Here is a 16,877-nt window from a genome sequence, read left to right as displayed (position 1 = left end):
GCCGACGTTTCGCTGCCCGCCGCACCATCGGCGAGTGCCGCGCCGCGACAGTGGCGACCATGCACACGCCGATTCCCGTCCGCACCATCCGCCCGAACATCCTTTATTTCGGCACCCCGGTGCTGTTGATCGTCACCCGCAACGTCGACGGCAGCGCCAACCTGACACCGATGTCTTCCGCGTGGGCACTGGCCGACCGCGTCGTGCTGGGTCTGGCCGAAGGCGGCCAGGGCCTGGCCAACCTGCGACGCGAGCGCGAGTGCACGCTGAACGTCGTGGCGCCGGAGCAATGGCGAGCGGTGGAAGCGCTGGCACCAACCACCGGATGCGACCCGGTGCCGGGCTGGAAGACCGGCTACCGCCACGTGGCCGACAAGTTCGCGCTGGCCGGATTGACGCCGCTGCCTTCGGAGCAGGTACAGGCGCCGCGCGTCGCGGAGTGCCCGTTGCAGATGGAGGCGCGCGTGACGGCGTGGCACGAACGATCGCTCGATGCCTGGCAGGCCAGCGCGGGCGGCTTCGTCACGGTCGAGACCGAAGTGCTGCGGGTGCATGCGCACCAGGACGTCGTCCTCGCCGGCAGTGAGCACATCGATCCGCAGCGGTTCCGGCCGCTGTTGTATGTGTTCCGCCATTACGTCGGCGGTGGAGCGGCGCTCGGGCGCACCTTCAAGGCAGAGGTGTAGCGCCGCTGCGCTCAGCCGGTGGTGGCGGCGAGCCCGAAGAACGCCTCGGCGGTGGCCGTGGTGTGCGCGGCCAGCGCCTCGAACGACTCGCCGCGGTCGCGCGCGATCTCCTCGGCGATGTGCCTGAGGTACATCGGCTCGTTGCGGCGGTGGGCGGGCAGCGGGCGCACGGTGCGCGGCAGCAGGTACGGCGCGTCGGTCTCGATCATCAGCCGGTTCGCCGGGATCTGCTTCACCAGTTCGCGCAGGTGCGTACCGCGGCGCTCGTCGCAGATCCAGCCGGTGATGCCGATGTGGCAGTCCAGCGCGAGGTAGTCGCGCAGCGCCGCGGCGGTATCGGTGAAGCAGTGCACCACGGCGGCCGGCACCCGGTCGCGGTAGCGGCGCAGCAGGGCAATGAAGTCGCCGTGCGCATCGCGCTGGTGCAGGAACAGCGGCTTGCCCAGCTCGGCGGCGATGCGCAGCTGGCGCTCGAACACGTCGCGCTGCACGTCGTGCGGCGAGTAGTTGCGGTGGTAGTCCAGGCCGGTTTCGCCCACCGCGCGCACCTGTGGATGCGTGGCCAGCTCGCGCAGCAGGGCGTCGGTGGCATCGTCGTAGTCCACCGCGTGGTGCGGATGCACGCCGGCGGTGGCGTACAGCACGCCGGGATGGGCCTGCGCCAGGGCCAGCGCATCGCGGCTGGCGTCGCGGCTGGCGCCGGTCACCACCATCCGCGCCACGCCGTGTGCCCGCGCGCGTGCCAGCACGGCGTCGAAGTCGTGGGCGAAGGATTCGTGGGTGAGGTTGGCGCCGATGTCGAGCAGCATCGCGAAGTCCCGCGGCGGACAAAGACGCGATTGTCGCAAGCCCTCGTCGAAGTTGCGATCCACGGACCAGAACGCGGCGCGTGCGTCTTACCCCATAGGCATCTTTCGAATTGACCCGATGCGTGGCGGCTACCTAGTGTGATCTACGTCACTGTCCCCCGGGGGGGAGGTCAGTCGGCCACATGTTCCGGTGCTGCAGCCTGGTCGTCGACCGGGCCGGCCGGTCACGAATCCGATTTGGGGAACGTCAATGCTTCAGAAGAAACTCATGGGTGCCATCCTGGCCGTGCTCGGCGCGGGCGCCACCTCGGTCGCCGGCGCGGCCGGCACCACGCATATCGAGGCCGGCCGCCTTGGCCGCCTGTCCGCCGCGCCGCTGGCCAGCCGGCTGGGGCTGGGCGTGAACACCAGCCTCGTGCAGCGCGAGGCCATCGCCACGCGCCACGGCACGATCAAGACGCGCGAGCAGCAGACCTTCCGCGGCGTGCCGGTGTACGGCAGCCACGTGGTGGTCGAGCGCGATCGCAGCGGCAACGTGCTGGCGGTGGCCGGCGAGGTGCAGCGCGATCCCGGCAAGCAGCTCGCCTCGGTGACGCCGCGGCTCACCGCGCTGCAGGCGCAGGCGGCGCTGAAGCAGCACATGGGCCAGCTCGCCGCCCCCGGCTTGCGCAACGGCGAGGCCACGCTGTTCGTCTATCCCAAAGCCGGCGGTGCAGTGACGCTGGCGTATCGCACCTCCTACCTGGTGCCGGTGAAGGGCCACATGTCGCGCCCGACCGCCATCGTCGATGCCAACACCGGCGCCGTGATCCGGCAGTGGGAAGGCATCACCACCGGTCGCCTGCCGCCCGGCGGCAGCACCACGCCCGTCGCCGTCTCGGCCACCGGCCCCGGCGGCAACCAGCTCACCGGCGAGTACTTCTACGATGGCTCCGGCCCGGGCCAGGAGAAACTCGATGCGCAGAAGTCCGGCACCACCTGCTACCTCCAGGACGCCGATGTCGCCACCTACAATCTGGCCGGCGGCCAGCGCGTGGTGCAGTGGTCGTTCGGCTGCGTGGGCAGCGATCCGTCGCGCTACGTGAGCAGCGGCGATGCGATCAACGGCGCGTTCTCGCCGATCAACGACGCGCACCACTTCGGCGGCGTCGTGCAGAACATGTACCGCGACTGGTTCGCCGAGCCGGCGCTGACCACCGATGGCAGCACGCCGATGCAGCTGGCGATGTGGGTGCACTACGGCACCAACTACGAGAACGCGTTCTGGGACGGCCGCGAGATGGTGTTCGGCGACGGTGACCAGTACTTCTATCCGTTCGTGGTGCTCGACATCACCGGCCACGAGATCAGCCATGGTTTCACCGAGCAGCACTCGGGCCTGGAATACACCGCGCAGTCCGGCGGCATGAACGAGGCGTTCTCCGACATGGCCGGCGAGGCGGTGAAGTTCTACGACCGCGGCGCCAACGACTTCATGGTCGGTGCCGACATCGTCAAGCCGTCCACCGTGCCGCTGCTCGGCCTGCCGGCGCTGCGCGACATGTGCACGCCGAGCAACGACGGCGCCTCGATCGACAACGCCGCGCAGTACTACGACGGCATCGACGTGCACTACTCCAGCGGCGTCTACAACCGCGCGTTCTGCACGCTGGCCAAGACCGCCGGCTGGGACACGCGCAAGGCGTTCGAGGTGTTCCACGACGCCAACGCGTTGTACTGGGGTCCGAGCGAAACCTTCGACACCGGCGCCTGCGGCGTGGAAGGCGCCGCCAAGGATCGCGGCTACGCCGTGGCCGACGTCACCGCGGCCTTCACCGCGGTCGGCGTGACCTGCGCCGCGCCGCGCTGATCCCGCCCGGCCCGGCGCGGCAGCGGCCGCGTCGGGCCACACGCACTCTCTCTCGCGACCGTCGCGCCGGCCCCGGCGTGCGTCGCCTCCCGTCGATCACGGGCGCCTCGCCGCGCAGCGGACCGGGCGTTCCGATGCAGGAAATCATTCATGAACAAGATCTACAGCAAGGTTTGGAATTGCGCGCTCGGCACCCTGGTGGTGGCCAGTGAACTGGCCTCGTCGCGTCGTGCGGGCGCTCGTCGTTCGATCGTCACCGGCGCGGTCGGTGCGCTGCTGCTCGGTGCACTGCTGGCCGGTGCGCCGGTCGGTGTCGCCCAGGCGCAGCAGCTGCCGGATGCCTGCGTGCTGAGCAGCGGCAACCAGGTGGTGCCGGCCGACAACGACACTCTGTCGTGCGGCCCCAACCAGACCGTCAGCGGCACCGGCGCCACCGCCGTGGGCGCCAACGCAGTGGCCACCGGCGTGCAGGCCACGGCGCTGGGCCAGGGCAGCAACGCGCTGGCCGACTACACCACCGCGCTGGGCGGCGTGTACACGGTGGACGGCGTCGACTACGCCACCGAGGCCAGCGGCATCGGCGCCAGCGCGTTCGGCGCCGGCGCCGGCGCCGACGGTGCCAACAGCACTGCGGTGGGCGCGTTGTCCTACGCCACTGCCATCAACGCCTTCGCCGGCGGCTACAACGCCGGCGCGAACGGCTACAACAGCGTGGCGCTCGGCGCCAACGCGCAGGCGTCGGATGTCGGCAGCATCGCCATCGGCGGTGGCGATCCGGATCCGGCCAACAACTACCTCGCCACCGAGGCGCAGGGCGAAGGTTCGATCGCGATCGGCTCGATCGCCGCCGCCGAAGGACGCGGTGCGCTGGCGCTGGGCTACCAGGGCGCGGCCATCGGCGACAACGCCACCGCGCTGGGTAACGGCGCCTTCGCGATGGGCGCGGCGACCACCTCGGTGGGCGGTTCGGCCTACACCGGCGCCGATTCGGCCACCGCGGTGGGCAACAACGCCGTGTCGACCGCCACCGGCGCCACCGCGCTCGGCGCGGACAGCAATGCGGCGGGCAGCTACGCCATCGCCATCGGCAGCCAGAACGCCAACGGCTACGGCGGTGCGACCACCCAGCAGTCGGTGGCCATCGGCTTCAACAGCGGCACACTGGGCACGGCCGCCACCGCGGTCGGCGGTTACAGCGTGGCGCAGGGCTTCCTCTCCTCGGCATTCGGTTACAGCGCCGCGGCCATCGGCGACTACTCGCTGGCCGCCGGCATCGGTGCCACCAGCAGCGGAGCGGATTCGGTGGCACTGGGCGACGGTGCCGCGGCGAGCGCGGACTCCAGCATCGCGCTGGGCGCCGGCTCGGTGGCCGACCAGGCCAGCACGGTGTCGGTGGGCAGCGCGGGCGGCGAGCGGCGCATCGTCAACGTCGATGCGGGCGTGGACGACACCGACGCCGTCAACGTGGGCCAGCTCAATGCGGTGGTGCGCACCGTCAACGACAGCACGATGCAGCTCGACGGCGTGTTCGCCGCGCTCGGCGGCGGCGCCGGGCTGGATGCGGGCGGGGCCTTCGTGGCGCCGAACTACCTGATCCAGGGCGCCAGCTACAACAACGTCGGCGACGCGCTGGGCGCGCTGGACGTGGCGCTGAGCAGCGCGCTGTCCGGCATCGACTACCTGCAGCAGGTGGGCGGCTCGCACTTGGTGGTCGACGGTGCCGGCGACGGCAGCGATACCGCCTCGGTGCTGGCCGGCAGCAAGGGCGTGGCGGTCGGCTCCAACGCCACCGTGGGCGGCGACCACGGCACGGCGGTGGGCGGCGACAGCTACGCGGCCGGTCCCAACGACACCGCCATCGGCGGCAATGCCAAGGTCAACGCCGACGGCAGCACGGCGGTGGGTGCGAACACCACCATCACCGCCAGCGCTACCAACGCGGTGGCGGTAGGCGAGAGCGCCTCGGTGAGCGCAGCTTCCGGCACGGCCGTGGGCCAGGGTGCATCGGTGACCGCCGCCAACGCGGTGGCGCTGGGCCAGGGCTCGGTGGCCAACCGCGCCAACACGGTGTCGGTGGGCACGGCGACCAGCCAGCGGCAGATCACCAACGTGGCCGCCGGCACGCAGGCGACCGACGCGGCCAACGTCGGCCAGGTCGACGAGGCGCTGGCCACCGCCAAGACCTATGCCGACGCCGGCGACGTGCAGACGTTGAGCGCGTCCAAGGCCTACACCGACCAGAAGCTGGCCACCGGGTTCGTCACCAATGGCGACTTCAACAGCTTCCGCAACCAGGTCAGCGACCAGTTCCGCGCGGTCGATCGCCGGCTGGACCAGGTGGGCGCGATGGGCACGGCGATGTCGCAGATGGCCTTCAGCACGCAGGGCATCAACCAGCCCAACCGGCTGGGCGTGGGCATCGGCGGCTACGGCAGCCGCACCGCGCTGGCGGTGGGCTATTCGCGCCAGGTCGGCAGCAACACCAATGTCACCTTCGGCGGTGCGGTGAGCGGCAACCAGGGCAGTGCCGGCGTGGGTATAGGCATGGGCTGGTAAGCCCGGGCTGCCGGATCATGCGTGACGGGGTCGGCGCCGCAGGGCGTCGGCCTCTTTTTGTGAACGCCAGCGCCGGTGGTATCGCGCCGGCACCGGCCGGATGTGATAACAATGCCGGTCCCGATCGGGGCGGGGGCGCCGATCGGCAGCATTTGTTTGTCCATGCAATGGAGCGGGGTGGGTGATGTCGGCAGTGGTGACCGCGTCGGAGTACGCAGCACAGTCGGGGATGCACGATCGCGAGGAAGCGGTGTGCGCCCTGCTGGTGTCGCGTGGTGCCCTCAAGGACGGCGACCTGGCCCGCGCCCGCCGCCTGCACGAAGAGGCCCCGGAAGGCACGCTCACGGCCCTGATGGCGCGACTGGGGCTGGTGTCCGAGCGCGATCTGGCGCTGGCCTGGTCCGAACTGCTCGGCGCGCCGCTGGTGTCCACCCGCGAGGCGCCCGACCTGCCGCCGGCCGAGGTCGATATTTCGCCGCGTTTCCTGAAGCAGCAGCACGTGGTGCCGATGCGCCACGGCGAGGATGGGCTGGCGCTGATCGTCTCCGATCCGGCCGATCCGTATCCGCTCGACGCCGTGCAGCTGGCCGCCGGCAAGCCGGTGGCGCTGTGCATCGGCCTGCGTTCGGAGATCGACGACCTGATCGAGCGCTACTACGGCCAGGGCCGTTCGGCGATGGGTTCGATCGTGGAGAACCTCGACGGCGCCGGCGCGACCGAAGAAGAAGACGTGGAACACCTGCGCGACCTTGCTTCCGAGGCGCCGGTGATCCGCCTGGTCAATTTGATCCTGCAGCGCGCGGTGGAGCAGCGCGCCTCGGATGTGCACATCGAGCCGTTCGAGAACCGGCTCAAGGTGCGCTACCGCATCGACGGCGTGCTGCACGAGGTGGAGGCGCCGCCCTCGTCCTCGACCGCGGCGGTGATTTCGCGCGTGAAGATCATGGCCAAGCTCAACATCGCCGAGCGCCGCCTGCCGCAGGACGGCCGCATCCAGCTGCGCGTGCAGGGCAAGGAGCTGGACCTGCGCGTGTCCACCGTGCCGACCGCCTTCGGCGAGTCGGTGGTGATGCGCATCCTGGATCGCGAATCGGTGGTGTTCGACTTCGCCTCGCTGGGCTTCACCGAGCACTTCCAGCAGCGTTTCGTCGACGTGCTGCAGCGGCCGCACGGCATTTTGCTGGTCACCGGTCCCACCGGTTCGGGCAAGACCACCACGCTGTACACCGCGCTGTCGCAGATCAATACGCCCGACGTGAAGATCATCACGGTGGAAGATCCGGTCGAGTACCAGCTCGAGGGCATCAACCAGATCCAGGTGAAGCCGCAGATCGGGCTGGATTTCGCCGGCGCGCTGCGCTCGATCATGCGCCAGGACCCGGACGTGATCATGATCGGCGAGATGCGCGACTTGGAAACCTGCCGGATCGCGATCCAGTCCGCGCTCACCGGCCACCTGGTGCTGTCCACGCTGCACACCAACAGTGCGGCTGGCGGCGTCACCCGCCTGCTCGACATGGGCGTGGAGGACTACCTGCTCGGCTCCACCGTCAACGGCATCCTGGCGCAGCGGCTGGTACGCCGGCTCGATCCGGAGACCGCGATTCCCTACGAACCGTCACCCGAGGTGATCGCCGAGTTCGAGCTGGAGAAATACACCAGCGAGCGGCCGATCCGGCTGTGGAAACCGGGCAGCAGCACGGCCAACCCCACCGGCTACCGCGGCCGCCGCGCGATCATGGAGTTCCTGGTGATGACCGACCCGCTGCGCCGCATGATCATGCAGCGCGCCGACGCCGGCGAGATCGAGCGCACCGCCCGCGCCGAAGGCATGCGCACCATGTACGAGGACGGCATCGCCAAGGCGGTGGCCGGCGTGACCACGCTGGAAGAGGTCCTGCGCGTGACGCAGGAAGGCTGACGTGGCGCAGTTCCGCTACCGCGCGGTCAGCGACGCCGGCGACATGCTGCAGGGGCAGATGGAGGCGGCCTCGGTCGAGGACGTGATCGCGCGCCTGCAGGACCAGGGCCACACGCCGCTGGAAGCGCAGCCCGCCGACGCGCCGGGCGGCGGCAGCGGCCTCGCCGCGCTGTTTGCGCGCGGCCCCTTCACCGGCGACCAGCTGGCGCAATTCACCCATCAACTCGCCACCCTGCTCGGCGCGGGCCAGCCGCTCGATCGCGCGCTCGGCATCCTGCTGGAGCTGCCCGAAGGCGAGCGGGCGAAAAAGCTGATCGAACGCGTGCGCGACCGCGTCCGCGGCGGCACCACGCTGTCGCAGGCGCTGGACGAGGAGCACGGCGTGTTTCCCAAACTCTACGTGTCGCTGGTACGCGCGGGCGAGGCGGGCGGTTCGCTGGAGGAGACGCTGCGCCGGCTCGCCGATTATCTGGAGCGCGCGCAACAGCTGCGCGGCAGCATCGTCAACGCGCTGATCTATCCGGCCTTCCTGCTGGTCGGCGTGCTCGGTTCGCTGGTGCTGCTGCTGGCCTATGTGGTGCCGCAGTTCGTGCCGATCTTCCAGGACATGCAGGTGCCGATCCCGCTGATCACGCAAGCCGTGCTCGGACTGGGCAACTTCATCCAGGCGTGGTGGTGGCTGGTGCTGCTGTTGCTGGTCGGTGGCACTTTTGCATGGCGCGCGCGGCTGCGTGATCCGGAGATCCGGCTGGCGTGGCACGCGAAGCTGCTGCAGATGCGCGTGGTCGGCCCGCTGCTGCTGAAGGTGGAGACCGCGCGCATCGCGCGCACGCTGGGTACGCTGCTGAAGAACGGCGTGCCGCTGCTGTCCTCGCTGACCATCGCGCGGCAGGTCACCTCCAATCGCGCGCTGGACGAGGCGCTGGCGAAGGCCGCCGAGCAGGTCAAGGGCGGTGCCGGGCTCGGTTTCGCGCTCTCGCAATCGCAGCGCTTCCCGCGACTCGCCCTGCAGATGGTGCAGGTGGGCGAGGAGGCCGGCCAGCTCGATGTGATGCTGCTCAAGGTCGCCGACACCTTCGAGCTCGAAAGCAAGCGCGCGATCGACCGCCTGCTTGCCGCGCTGGTGCCGGCGCTGACCATCGTGATGACCGTGCTGGTGGCGATCATCATGGCGGCGATCCTGCTGCCGCTGCTCAGCCTCACCAGCAACATCCAGTGATCGGCGATGTCCCATGTATCCGTTCCGTATGACCCGAGGTAATCCCATGCAGTCCAGGTCTCTCCGCGCCGTGCGCCGCAGCGCCGGCTTCACCCTGCTCGAAATGCTCGCCGTGATCGTGCTGATCGGCATCATCGGCGCCGTCGTGGTGACCCAGGTCGGCAAGAACGTCGACAAGGGCAAGTACGGCGCCGGCAAGGCGCAGCTCACCACGCTCGGCCAGAAGGTGGAGAACTACGCGCTCGACAACGGCACGCCGCCGCGCCAGCTCGATGACCTGGTGACCAAGCCGGCCGGTGCCGCCAACTGGCAGGGTCCGTACGCCAAGGCCTCGGACCTGAAGGATCCGTGGGGCCACGCCTTCGGCTACAAGTATCCCGGCGAGCACGGCAGCTTCGACTTGGTGTTCTACGGTCAGGACGGCCAGGCCGGCGGCGACGGCTTCAGCAAGGACATCGGCAACTGGGAATGAGCGCCGCCTGCGCGGCCCGCCTGACGTGAACGCCCGCTCTTCCCTCCGCCTCCCGGGCGCGCCGCGTGCGCGCGGCTTCACCCTGTTCGAGATGCTGGCGGTGATCCTGCTGATCGGCATCGCCGCAGCAGCGGTGTCGGTATCGGTGTCGCAGGGCCTGAAGGGTGCGCGCGTGAGCGCGGCCAGCGGCGAGCTGGCCGCCGCGCTGCGCGCCACCCGCGCGGAGGCGATCGTGAAAGGCCGGGAGCAGCACTTCGACGTGGACACCCGTGCCGGCAGCTACCGCGGTGCCAACGGCCGTACGGTGCAGCTGCCGGACGGCCTGGCGCTGAGCATCACCAGCGCCAAGGAGGACCAGGTCGGCCCGGGCGTGGGACGCATCCGCTTCTTTCCCGACGGCAGCTCCACCGGCGGCCACGTCACACTGCAGCAAGGACAGCGCCGCTGGCAGGTCAACGTGGCGTGGCTCACCGGTGCGGTGAGCGTGGAGCAGCCGTGATGTCGCCCCGTCGCGCCCGCGGCTTCAGCCTGATCGAGGTGATCGCGGCGTTGCTGCTGCTGGCGATCACCTTCACCGCGCTGATGAAGGTGGCCGGCGGAGCGATCGGACTCACCCAGCACGCGGCCCAGCGCAGCGAGGCTGCGATGTGGGCGCGCAGCCTGCTCGACAGCGCCTTCGTCACCGAGCCGATTCGCGCCGGCACGAGTCGCGGCGCGTTCAACAAGCAGTACCGCTGGCAGTTGCGGGTAACGCCGTGGAACCCGGCCGGCAAGCCGGCACCGAACGTGGCGCTGCAGCTGTACCAACTCGATCTGGACGTGAGCTGGAGTGGCGCCGGCCACGATCAGGTGGCGCACTTCAGCACGCTGCGCCTGGGCGCGTCCCATCCCGCCGGCGCCCCCGCCAATCCGCCGGACGAGCCGTCGAGCGACAACCCCGGCGGCGCGTCCGGCGGCGGAGCGTCCCCGTGAGGCGCACGGCCGGCTTCAGCCTGCTGGAGGTGCTGGCGGCGCTGGTGCTGCTCACCTTGCTGCTGCTCGGTGTGTACTCGGGCATCCGCACCGCTACGCATAGCGTGCGCTCGGGCACGGTCGCGGTGGAGCGGCTCGATCAGGTGCGCTCCTCGCAGCAGCTGCTGCGCCGCGAGCTGGCGCAAACCATGGTGGCGCCGATCGGCCACGACGCGAACGGCGACAGCGTTTTCTTCGAGGGCAAGGCGCGCAGCATGCGCTTCGTCGCACCGCTGCCCGGCTACCTCGACAAGCTCGGCCCGCAGCTGATGGCGCTGTCGCTGGTCGACGACGGCCACGGCGCGCTGCGGCTGGACATGCAGCTGGCGATGCTGCCGCCGGACGGCAAGCCGCCGAAGCCGCTGGGCAAGCCACAGCTGCTGCTGGACCGCATCAAGAGCGGCCGCTTCCAGTACCGCGGCGTCGATGCCCAGGGCCGTCCCGGCGACTGGCAGGACCGCTGGCCCGATGGCCGGATGCTGCCGCAGCTGGTGCGCGTCGAGCTGACCCCGCTGGGTACCACGCCGTGGCCGGTATTGACCGTGCCGCTGCGCATCGATCCGTCCAGCGGCCTGATGCTGCAGGGCCCGCTGCAGCGCCTGCGCGGCATGGGCGGTGGGCCATGAGGCGGCTGGACCTGCATGCGACGCAACGCGGCGTCGCCCTGCTGGTGGTGCTGTGGGCATGCACCCTGCTCGCCGTGTTGCTGGGCGGCTACGCCATGCTCGCGCGCACCGAGGGGCTGCAGGCGCGCTATGCGTTCGCGCAGACGCAGGCGCATTACGCCGCCGAGGCCGGCATCGCCCGCGCCATCTATGCACTGCAGGATCCGCAGCCGGCGCAGCGCTGGATTCCGGACGGCCGCCCGTACACCTTCCGCTACGGCGCGGCGAACGTGCAGGTGGCGGTGATCGACGAGAGCGGCAAGGTCGATCTCAACGCGGCCGCGCCGGTGGTGCTTACCGGCCTGTTTACCGCCGCCGGCATGGAGCCGCGCGCCGCGCAGGTGCTGACCGACCGGGTGGTCACCTGGCGCAGTTTCAAGAGCACCGTGGGGCCCGATCCGGGCGACGCGGCGTACGCCGCGGCCGGGCTGGACTACGCCCCGCGGCACGGTCCGTTCGCCAGCATCGAGGAGCTGCGCATGGTGCTGGGGATGCCGGCGGCGGTTTATCGCACTGTCGCACCACAGGTGACGCTGTGGTCCGGCCGCGACACGCCCAACCCGGCCACCGCGCCGCCGCTGGCGCTGGCGGCCATTCCGGGCATGGACGCGGCACACATCGCGCAGGCGCAGCAGGCGCGCGCGGCGCTCGATCCGGCCACCGCGATGGCGTCCGGTGGCGGGGTGACGCATAGTATTCGTTCGCAGGCGACGCTCGCCGACGGCACCAAGGCCGTCGTACGGGCGACGATCCGCCTGCGCGGGATCGGGGCCGGCGCGCAACCCTACGCGGTGTTGCGCTGGCAGGAGGGAGACGGGGAATGAGTACCGCAACGCAGTCGCTGCGCCCGCAGCTGGATCGCGCACGGCGCGCCTGGCGCGCGTCGCCGTTGCCGGCGTTCCTGGCGTGGTGGGGCGGCGAACTGCGCGCGCTGCTGCCCACCACGATGCAAAGGGCGCTGGCCGGTGGAGCCGACTGGCACCTGCTCGAACGACGCGACGGGATCTGGCACCTGCGCCGCGCGGGCGAATCCGCCGCGCTGGCGCAGTGGTCCGATGCGGACGATCCGGCCATGCAGCACCAGACCCTGCGCCAGGCGCTGGCGGCGGTCGATCCGCAGGATCTGCGCCTGGCGCTGTGCCTGCCCGCCGCGGCCGGCCTGCGCCGCACGCTGGCGCTGCCGCTGGCGGCGCGCGACAACCTGGCGCAGGTGGTGGGTTTCGAGATCGACCGGCAGACGCCGTTCCGCGCCGAGCAGGTGGCGGTGGACGTGCGCGAGCTGGACCAGCCGGCCGGAGAAGGGCGTTTTGCCGCCGAGTTGATCGTGCTGCCGCGCGCCGCGCTCGATCCCTTGCTCGAACGGCTCGCCGCCCTGCGCATCCGCGTCGACGCGGTGGATCTGCTGACGGCCGACGGGCGCCGCGTGGGCGCCAACCTGCTCGCGCCCGCGCAGCGGCCGCGACGCAGCGATCCGCGACGCCGCCTCAACCTTGCGCTCACCGTCGCCAGCGCGGTGCTGCTGGTGCTGGCGCTGGGCCAGTGGCTGCACAACCGCCAACTGGCCCTGGACGCCATGCAGGCGCAGGTCGATACCATGCGCGGCGAGGCGCAGCAGGTGGCCGCGCTGCGCCAGCAGCTGCAGGACAACGCTGGCGCGGCCGGCTTCCTCGCGCAGAAGAAAAAGGACAGCGTGCCGGTGCTTGCGCTGCTCGACGAGCTGACCCACCGGCTGCCCGACACCGCGTGGCTGGAGCGCTTCAGTCTCGATGCCAGCGGAGCGATCGGCTTCCAGGGGCAGAGCGTGCAGGCGGCCAAGCTGGTCGATGCGCTGAAGGATTCGCCGCTGATCCGCGACGTCGGCTTCCAGGGATCGATCCAGGCCGATCCGACCACCGGCAAGGAGCGCTTCTACATGGTCGGCAAGGTGCGCACGCCGCCCTCCGCGACACCCGCGCCCGCCGCCACCGCGGCCGGAGCCACGCCATGAAGCGTCTCGTGCTGAAACCGCGCGACAGCCGGCTCGCCGCGATCGGCCTGCTGCTGGTGGTGCTGGTGATCGCCTATTTCGTCCTGCTGCACTGGTGGTTCGTGGCGCCGTTGCGCGCCATCGACGCGCAGATGGCCGACCTGCGCGACACGCAGAGTCGCTACGCCGCCGCCATCGCGCAGAAGCCCGAGCTGGAAAAGCGCCTCGCCACGCTGGGCGCCGGCCAGGCCGCCAGCAGCGCGTTCCTGCCCGAGGACGATCCCAATGCCGCCAGCGCCGGGCTGATGCAGCGCGTAGTCGACGTCGCCGCCGCGCATCCGCGCAACGGCGGCTGCGAGGTGACCCAGAAGATGCCCCTGCCCGAACCGCCCGCCGACAGCTCCGAGCCCTACCGCAAGGCCGCGGTGAGCATCAGCCTGCGTTGCGACATCGAGCCGCTCAGCGCCGTGCTGCACGATCTGGAGCAGGGCACGCCGTACCTGTTCGTGGGCGACCTGAGCATCTTCCGCAACCCGGTGATCACCCAGCAGAACGCGCAGGCGCCGCTGGAAGTGCAGTTCACCCTCACCGGCTACGTGCGCCCGTCGCGCAACGCGCCGGCGCCGTCCGCCGCCGGAGCCGCGCCGTGAGGGCCGCCGCGCAGCGTCGCCTCACTCCAGCCCTGGCGCTGCTGGCTGCGCTGCTGGCTGCGATCTTCGCCGCGTTGCTGCTGGGCACAGGGCAGGGCGTGCGCTGGAATCCGTCGCGCGCCGCGGCGCCGCTGCCGCCGCCCGGACGCGGCGCCGCGCTGCCGCCGCCGCAGCCGCTGGATCGCTTTGCGCTGGTCTGGCAGAAACCGCTGTTCAGTCCGGACCGCCGCCCGTCCGCGCTGGCCGATGGCGGCGGCGCGGTGGGTGATCTGGCGCTTACCGGCGTGATCCTCACCCGCGACGTACACATCGCGCTGGTGCACGACAAGAGCAACAACCGCGACCTGCAGATCGTCGAAGGCAAGGCCACGCCCGACGGCCGCTGGACGCTGGTGGAAGTGCACCCACGTTCGGCGGTATTCGATGCGCCCGACGGCCGCGTCGAACTGAAACTGCCGGCCGGCGCGCCGTTCGACAAGACCGCCCCGCCCGTCGACAACGCCCCCGGCGCTGCCGAGATGCGCCAGGGCGAGGTCGAGCCCGGTCCCGGCCCCGGTGGCGGCGACCAGGACCTGCGGATGGGCGTGAATCCGCAGGCCGGGCGCGCCCAGCGCGCGCGCCAGACCCAGGCCCAACTGCAGGCGGAACGCATCCGCCAGCTCAATGCCGTCATCCAGAAACGTCGGGCCGAGCAGGCTGACTCGACCCAGCAAGGAGTTCGTTGATGTTCCGCACGCAGAAGTCTCCGCTGTTACGACTGGTCGCCCTCGTGGCCGTCGTCGTCTGGCTGGCGGGCTGCGCCACGCTGCCGCCGCCGCCCGACGATGGCGTGTTGCAGCGCGAGGCGATGGCCGGCACCGAGAAGCCGGCGCCGACGCCGCTGCCGCTCAACACCTCCGCCGGCACCGCCGTCACCACGGCGGTGCAGCCGCAGGTCAGCGCCGGCAACGGCCAGTTCATCCGGCCCACCGCGCTGGCCAGGCCGCGGCCGGCGGCCAAGGGCGACGGCGCGGTCACCTTCAACTTCGAGAACCAGCCGGTGCAGGCGGTGGTGAAGGCGGTGCTCGGCGACCTGCTCAAGAAGAACTACACCATCGCGCCCGGCGTGCAGGGCAACATCTCCTTCGCCACCGCCGAACCGGTCGATACCAGCCAGGCGCTGCCGATCCTGGAGATGCTGCTGTCGTGGACCGGCAACGCGCTGGTCAGCGGCGACGGCGGCTACGTGGTGATGCCGGCCAAGGACGCCGCGGCCGGCAACCTGGTGCCGGGGCTGGGCGCCAGCGCGCCGGCCGGCGGCTTGCAGGCGCGGCTGTTCCCGCTGCACTACATCAGCGCCACCGAGATGCAGAAGCTGATCAAGCCGTTCGCACGACCCGACTCGGTGCTGTTGGTGGACCCGGCGCGCAACCTGCTGGTGCTCTCCGGCACGCCGCAGGAGCTGGCCAACTACGCGCGCACCGTGCGCACCTTCGATGTCGACTGGCTGCGCGGCATGTCGGTGGGCGTGTTCTCGCTGGAGCGCGCCAGCGTCACCGACCTGATGCCCAAGCTCGACAGCCTGTTCGGCAAGGACGGCAACACGCCGCTGGCCGGCATGCTGCGCTTCATTCCGATCGAGCGCACCAACGCGCTGGTGGTGATCTCCACCCAGCCGGACTACCTGCGCGAAGTCGGCGACTGGATCGCCCGCATCGACCGCGGCGGCGGCAACGAGCCGCAGCTGTACGTGTACGACGTGCGCAACATCAAGGCGTCCGACCTCGCGCATTACCTGGCGCAGATCTACACCGACAACGCCGGCGGCAGCAGCGGCGGTGCCGGCGGCGAAGTCGGCCCCGGGCTCACCGGCGCCACGCTGGGCAACACCGGCGGTGCCAGCGGCGCGGCGATGGGCAGCACCGCCGGCAGCTTTGGCAACACCGGCGGCGGCCTCAACAGCGGCGCCAGCGGGCGCGACGCCAGTGGCAGCATGGGCGGCGGTAGCGGGCTGGGCAGCAGCGCGGGCGGCGCCGGTGGCACGGGTAGTGGCAACGCCGGCGCGCTGATCAACAACGTCGGCGCTACCGGCGGTGGTAGCGCGGGCGACCAGCAGTACAGCTCCGGTGATGGCAGCATCCGCATCAGCTCGGTGGACGCCAACAACCAGCTGCTGGTGCGCGCGCGCCCGTCGCAGTGGAATGAGATCCAGGACGCGATCAAGCGTCTGGACAACGTGCCGCTGCAGGTGCAGATCGAGACGCGCATCCTGGAGGTGAACCTCACCGGTGAGTTCCAGTTCGGCGTGCAGTGGTATCTGGAAGGATTGATCGGCGGGCACAGCAACAGCGACGGCAGCTACACCCCCGGCCAGCCCGGCAACCAGCAGCAGTACGCGCTGGGTCGCGGCGGCGCCGGCTTCAATCCGGCGCAGGACGCGCTGTTCTACTCCTTCGTCAATTCCAACCTGCAGGTCGCCCTGCACGCGATGGAGACCAGCGGCAACACCAAGACGCTGTCCGCGCCATCGATGGTGGTGATGAACAACCAGACCGCGCACATCCAGGTCGGCAACCAGGTGCCGATCAATCAGACCAGCGTGAGCACCGGCATTGGTACGCAGCAATACAGCCAGGTCACTTATCTCAATACCGGCGTGATCCTCAACGTGCAGCCGCGGGTCAATCCCGGCGGCCTGGTCTACATGAACATCGGCCAGCAGGTGAGTCAGGTCGATCGCACCACTGCGCTGGTCAACGGCAACCCGACCATCTCGCAGCGGGAGCTGGCCACCCAGGTCGCCGTGCAGAGCGGGCAGACCGTGTTGCTCGGTGGCCTGATCCAGCAGGACGAGGGCAACACCGATACCGGCGTGCCCGGCCTCAACCGCATCCCCCTGCTCGGCCGGCTGTTCGGACAGACCAGCCGCAACCACAACCGCACCGAGCTGATCGTGCTGATCACCCCGCGCGTGATCGCCAGCAGCGACGACGCCCGCGACATCACCAACGAATACCAGCAGAAGTTCGAGTCGCTGGCGCCGCTGCGGGCGAAGGCCAAGCCGTAGAGCAAGGGCATCGCGCGCGAGCAGGCT

General features: G+C 70.6%; 15 protein-coding genes. 14 read left to right on the top strand and 1 reads right to left on the bottom strand.

Annotated elements, in window-relative coordinates; genetic code table 11:
- Positions 1-59 precede the first annotated feature (59 nt).
- Entirely contained in the window at positions 60-686 is a 627-nt protein-coding gene (locus ISP17_RS18100; RefSeq protein WP_404635689.1) for a flavin reductase family protein, read from the top strand.
- Positions 687-697: 11 nt separating this feature from the next.
- Here the strand turns inward: ISP17_RS18100 and ISP17_RS18095 are convergent, their stop codons facing one another.
- The gene (locus tag ISP17_RS18095; protein WP_404635687.1) at positions 698-1,495 is read right to left on the bottom strand and encodes a TatD family hydrolase; all 798 of its coding nucleotides are present in this window, start codon (positions 1,493-1,495) and stop codon (positions 698-700) included.
- A 268-nt stretch (positions 1,496-1,763) separates the two neighbouring features.
- On the opposite strand from ISP17_RS18095, the gene ISP17_RS18090 reads away from it, so the two are divergent.
- The 13 genes from ISP17_RS18090 to gspD all read left to right on the top strand — a co-directional run bounded on the left by ISP17_RS18090 (position 1,764) and on the right by gspD (position 16,850).
- A complete protein-coding gene (locus ISP17_RS18090) occupies positions 1,764-3,344 on the top strand; it encodes a M4 family metallopeptidase (protein ID WP_404635685.1) in 1,581 nt (526 codons plus the stop codon).
- Between the two features lie 150 nt (positions 3,345-3,494).
- The gene (locus ISP17_RS18085) at positions 3,495-5,900 is read left to right on the top strand and encodes an ESPR-type extended signal peptide-containing protein (RefSeq protein WP_404635683.1); all 2,406 of its coding nucleotides are present in this window, start codon (positions 3,495-3,497) and stop codon (positions 5,898-5,900) included.
- Between the two features lie 229 nt (positions 5,901-6,129).
- The gene (gene gspE, locus ISP17_RS18080) at positions 6,130-7,821 is read left to right on the top strand and encodes a type II secretion system ATPase GspE (protein ID WP_404636056.1); all 1,692 of its coding nucleotides are present in this window, start codon (positions 6,130-6,132) and stop codon (positions 7,819-7,821) included.
- A gap of 1 nt (position 7,822) precedes the next feature.
- Positions 7,823-9,040: a type II secretion system inner membrane protein GspF gene (gene gspF / locus ISP17_RS18075; protein WP_404635681.1), complete on the top strand. Its 1,218-nt coding sequence runs from the start codon at positions 7,823-7,825 to the stop codon at positions 9,038-9,040.
- Positions 9,041-9,086: 46 nt separating this feature from the next.
- The gene (gspG, locus tag ISP17_RS18070) at positions 9,087-9,512 is read left to right on the top strand and encodes a type II secretion system major pseudopilin GspG (protein WP_404635679.1); all 426 of its coding nucleotides are present in this window, start codon (positions 9,087-9,089) and stop codon (positions 9,510-9,512) included.
- Positions 9,513-9,537: 25 nt separating this feature from the next.
- Positions 9,538-10,011: a GspH/FimT family pseudopilin gene (locus tag ISP17_RS18065; RefSeq protein ID WP_404635677.1), complete on the top strand. Its 474-nt coding sequence runs from the start codon at positions 9,538-9,540 to the stop codon at positions 10,009-10,011.
- Complete coding sequence (locus ISP17_RS18060; protein ID WP_404635675.1) at positions 10,011-10,484, top strand: type IV pilus modification PilV family protein; 474 nt, start codon at positions 10,011-10,013, stop codon at positions 10,482-10,484. The genes ISP17_RS18065 and ISP17_RS18060 overlap by 1 nt, the downstream gene beginning before the upstream one ends.
- On the top strand, positions 10,481-11,149 hold the full coding sequence (locus ISP17_RS18055) for a prepilin-type N-terminal cleavage/methylation domain-containing protein (RefSeq protein WP_404635673.1): 669 nt from the start codon (positions 10,481-10,483) through the stop codon (positions 11,147-11,149). The genes ISP17_RS18060 and ISP17_RS18055 overlap by 4 nt, the downstream gene beginning before the upstream one ends.
- Positions 11,146-12,012: a type II secretion system minor pseudopilin gene (locus ISP17_RS18050; RefSeq protein WP_404635671.1), complete on the top strand. Its 867-nt coding sequence runs from the start codon at positions 11,146-11,148 to the stop codon at positions 12,010-12,012. Before ISP17_RS18055 ends, ISP17_RS18050 begins: the two co-directional genes overlap by 4 nt.
- Complete coding sequence (locus ISP17_RS18045) at positions 12,009-13,175, top strand: PilN domain-containing protein (protein ID WP_404635669.1); 1,167 nt, start codon at positions 12,009-12,011, stop codon at positions 13,173-13,175. Before ISP17_RS18050 ends, ISP17_RS18045 begins: the two co-directional genes overlap by 4 nt.
- Positions 13,172-13,804, top strand: coding sequence for a type II secretion system protein GspM (gene gspM / locus ISP17_RS18040; protein ID WP_404635667.1), 633 nt, complete (start codon positions 13,172-13,174; stop codon positions 13,802-13,804). The genes ISP17_RS18045 and gspM overlap by 4 nt, the downstream gene beginning before the upstream one ends.
- Complete coding sequence (locus ISP17_RS18035) at positions 13,801-14,529, top strand: hypothetical protein (protein WP_404635665.1); 729 nt, start codon at positions 13,801-13,803, stop codon at positions 14,527-14,529. The genes gspM and ISP17_RS18035 overlap by 4 nt, the downstream gene beginning before the upstream one ends.
- Positions 14,529-16,850: a type II secretion system secretin GspD gene (gene gspD, locus ISP17_RS18030; protein ID WP_404635663.1), complete on the top strand. Its 2,322-nt coding sequence runs from the start codon at positions 14,529-14,531 to the stop codon at positions 16,848-16,850. The genes ISP17_RS18035 and gspD overlap by 1 nt, the downstream gene beginning before the upstream one ends.
- Positions 16,851-16,877 lie beyond the last annotated feature (27 nt).

Source organism: Dyella ginsengisoli, from assembly GCF_044904665.1.
GTDB classification, from domain to species: domain Bacteria; phylum Pseudomonadota; class Gammaproteobacteria; order Xanthomonadales; family Rhodanobacteraceae; genus Dyella_A; species Dyella_A ginsengisoli.
Note: the sequence above shows the minus strand (reverse complement) of the source record. Positions and strands in the feature narration are given on the sequence as shown.

What these genes read in the sequence shown, in the direction of transcription:
- ISP17_RS18100 (WP_404635689.1), top strand. Translation starts at nt 60, where the DNA reads ATGCACACGCCGATTCCCGTCCGCACCATCCGCCCGAACATCCTTTAT.
- ISP17_RS18095 (WP_404635687.1), bottom strand. Translation starts at nt 1,495, where the DNA reads ATGCTGCTCGACATCGGCGCCAACCTCACCCACGAATCCTTCGCCCAC.
- ISP17_RS18090 (WP_404635685.1), top strand. Translation starts at nt 1,764, where the DNA reads ATGGGTGCCATCCTGGCCGTGCTCGGCGCGGGCGCCACCTCGGTCGCC.
- ISP17_RS18085 (WP_404635683.1), top strand. Translation starts at nt 3,495, where the DNA reads ATGAACAAGATCTACAGCAAGGTTTGGAATTGCGCGCTCGGCACCCTG.
- gspE (WP_404636056.1), top strand. Translation starts at nt 6,130, where the DNA reads ATGCACGATCGCGAGGAAGCGGTGTGCGCCCTGCTGGTGTCGCGTGGT.
- gspG (WP_404635679.1), top strand. Translation starts at nt 9,087, where the DNA reads ATGCAGTCCAGGTCTCTCCGCGCCGTGCGCCGCAGCGCCGGCTTCACC.
- ISP17_RS18060 (WP_404635675.1), top strand. Translation starts at nt 10,011, where the DNA reads ATGTCGCCCCGTCGCGCCCGCGGCTTCAGCCTGATCGAGGTGATCGCG.
- ISP17_RS18050 (WP_404635671.1), top strand. Translation starts at nt 11,146, where the DNA reads ATGAGGCGGCTGGACCTGCATGCGACGCAACGCGGCGTCGCCCTGCTG.
- ISP17_RS18045 (WP_404635669.1), top strand. Translation starts at nt 12,009, where the DNA reads ATGAGTACCGCAACGCAGTCGCTGCGCCCGCAGCTGGATCGCGCACGG.
- gspM (WP_404635667.1), top strand. Translation starts at nt 13,172, where the DNA reads ATGAAGCGTCTCGTGCTGAAACCGCGCGACAGCCGGCTCGCCGCGATC.
- gspD (WP_404635663.1), top strand. Translation starts at nt 14,529, where the DNA reads ATGTTCCGCACGCAGAAGTCTCCGCTGTTACGACTGGTCGCCCTCGTG.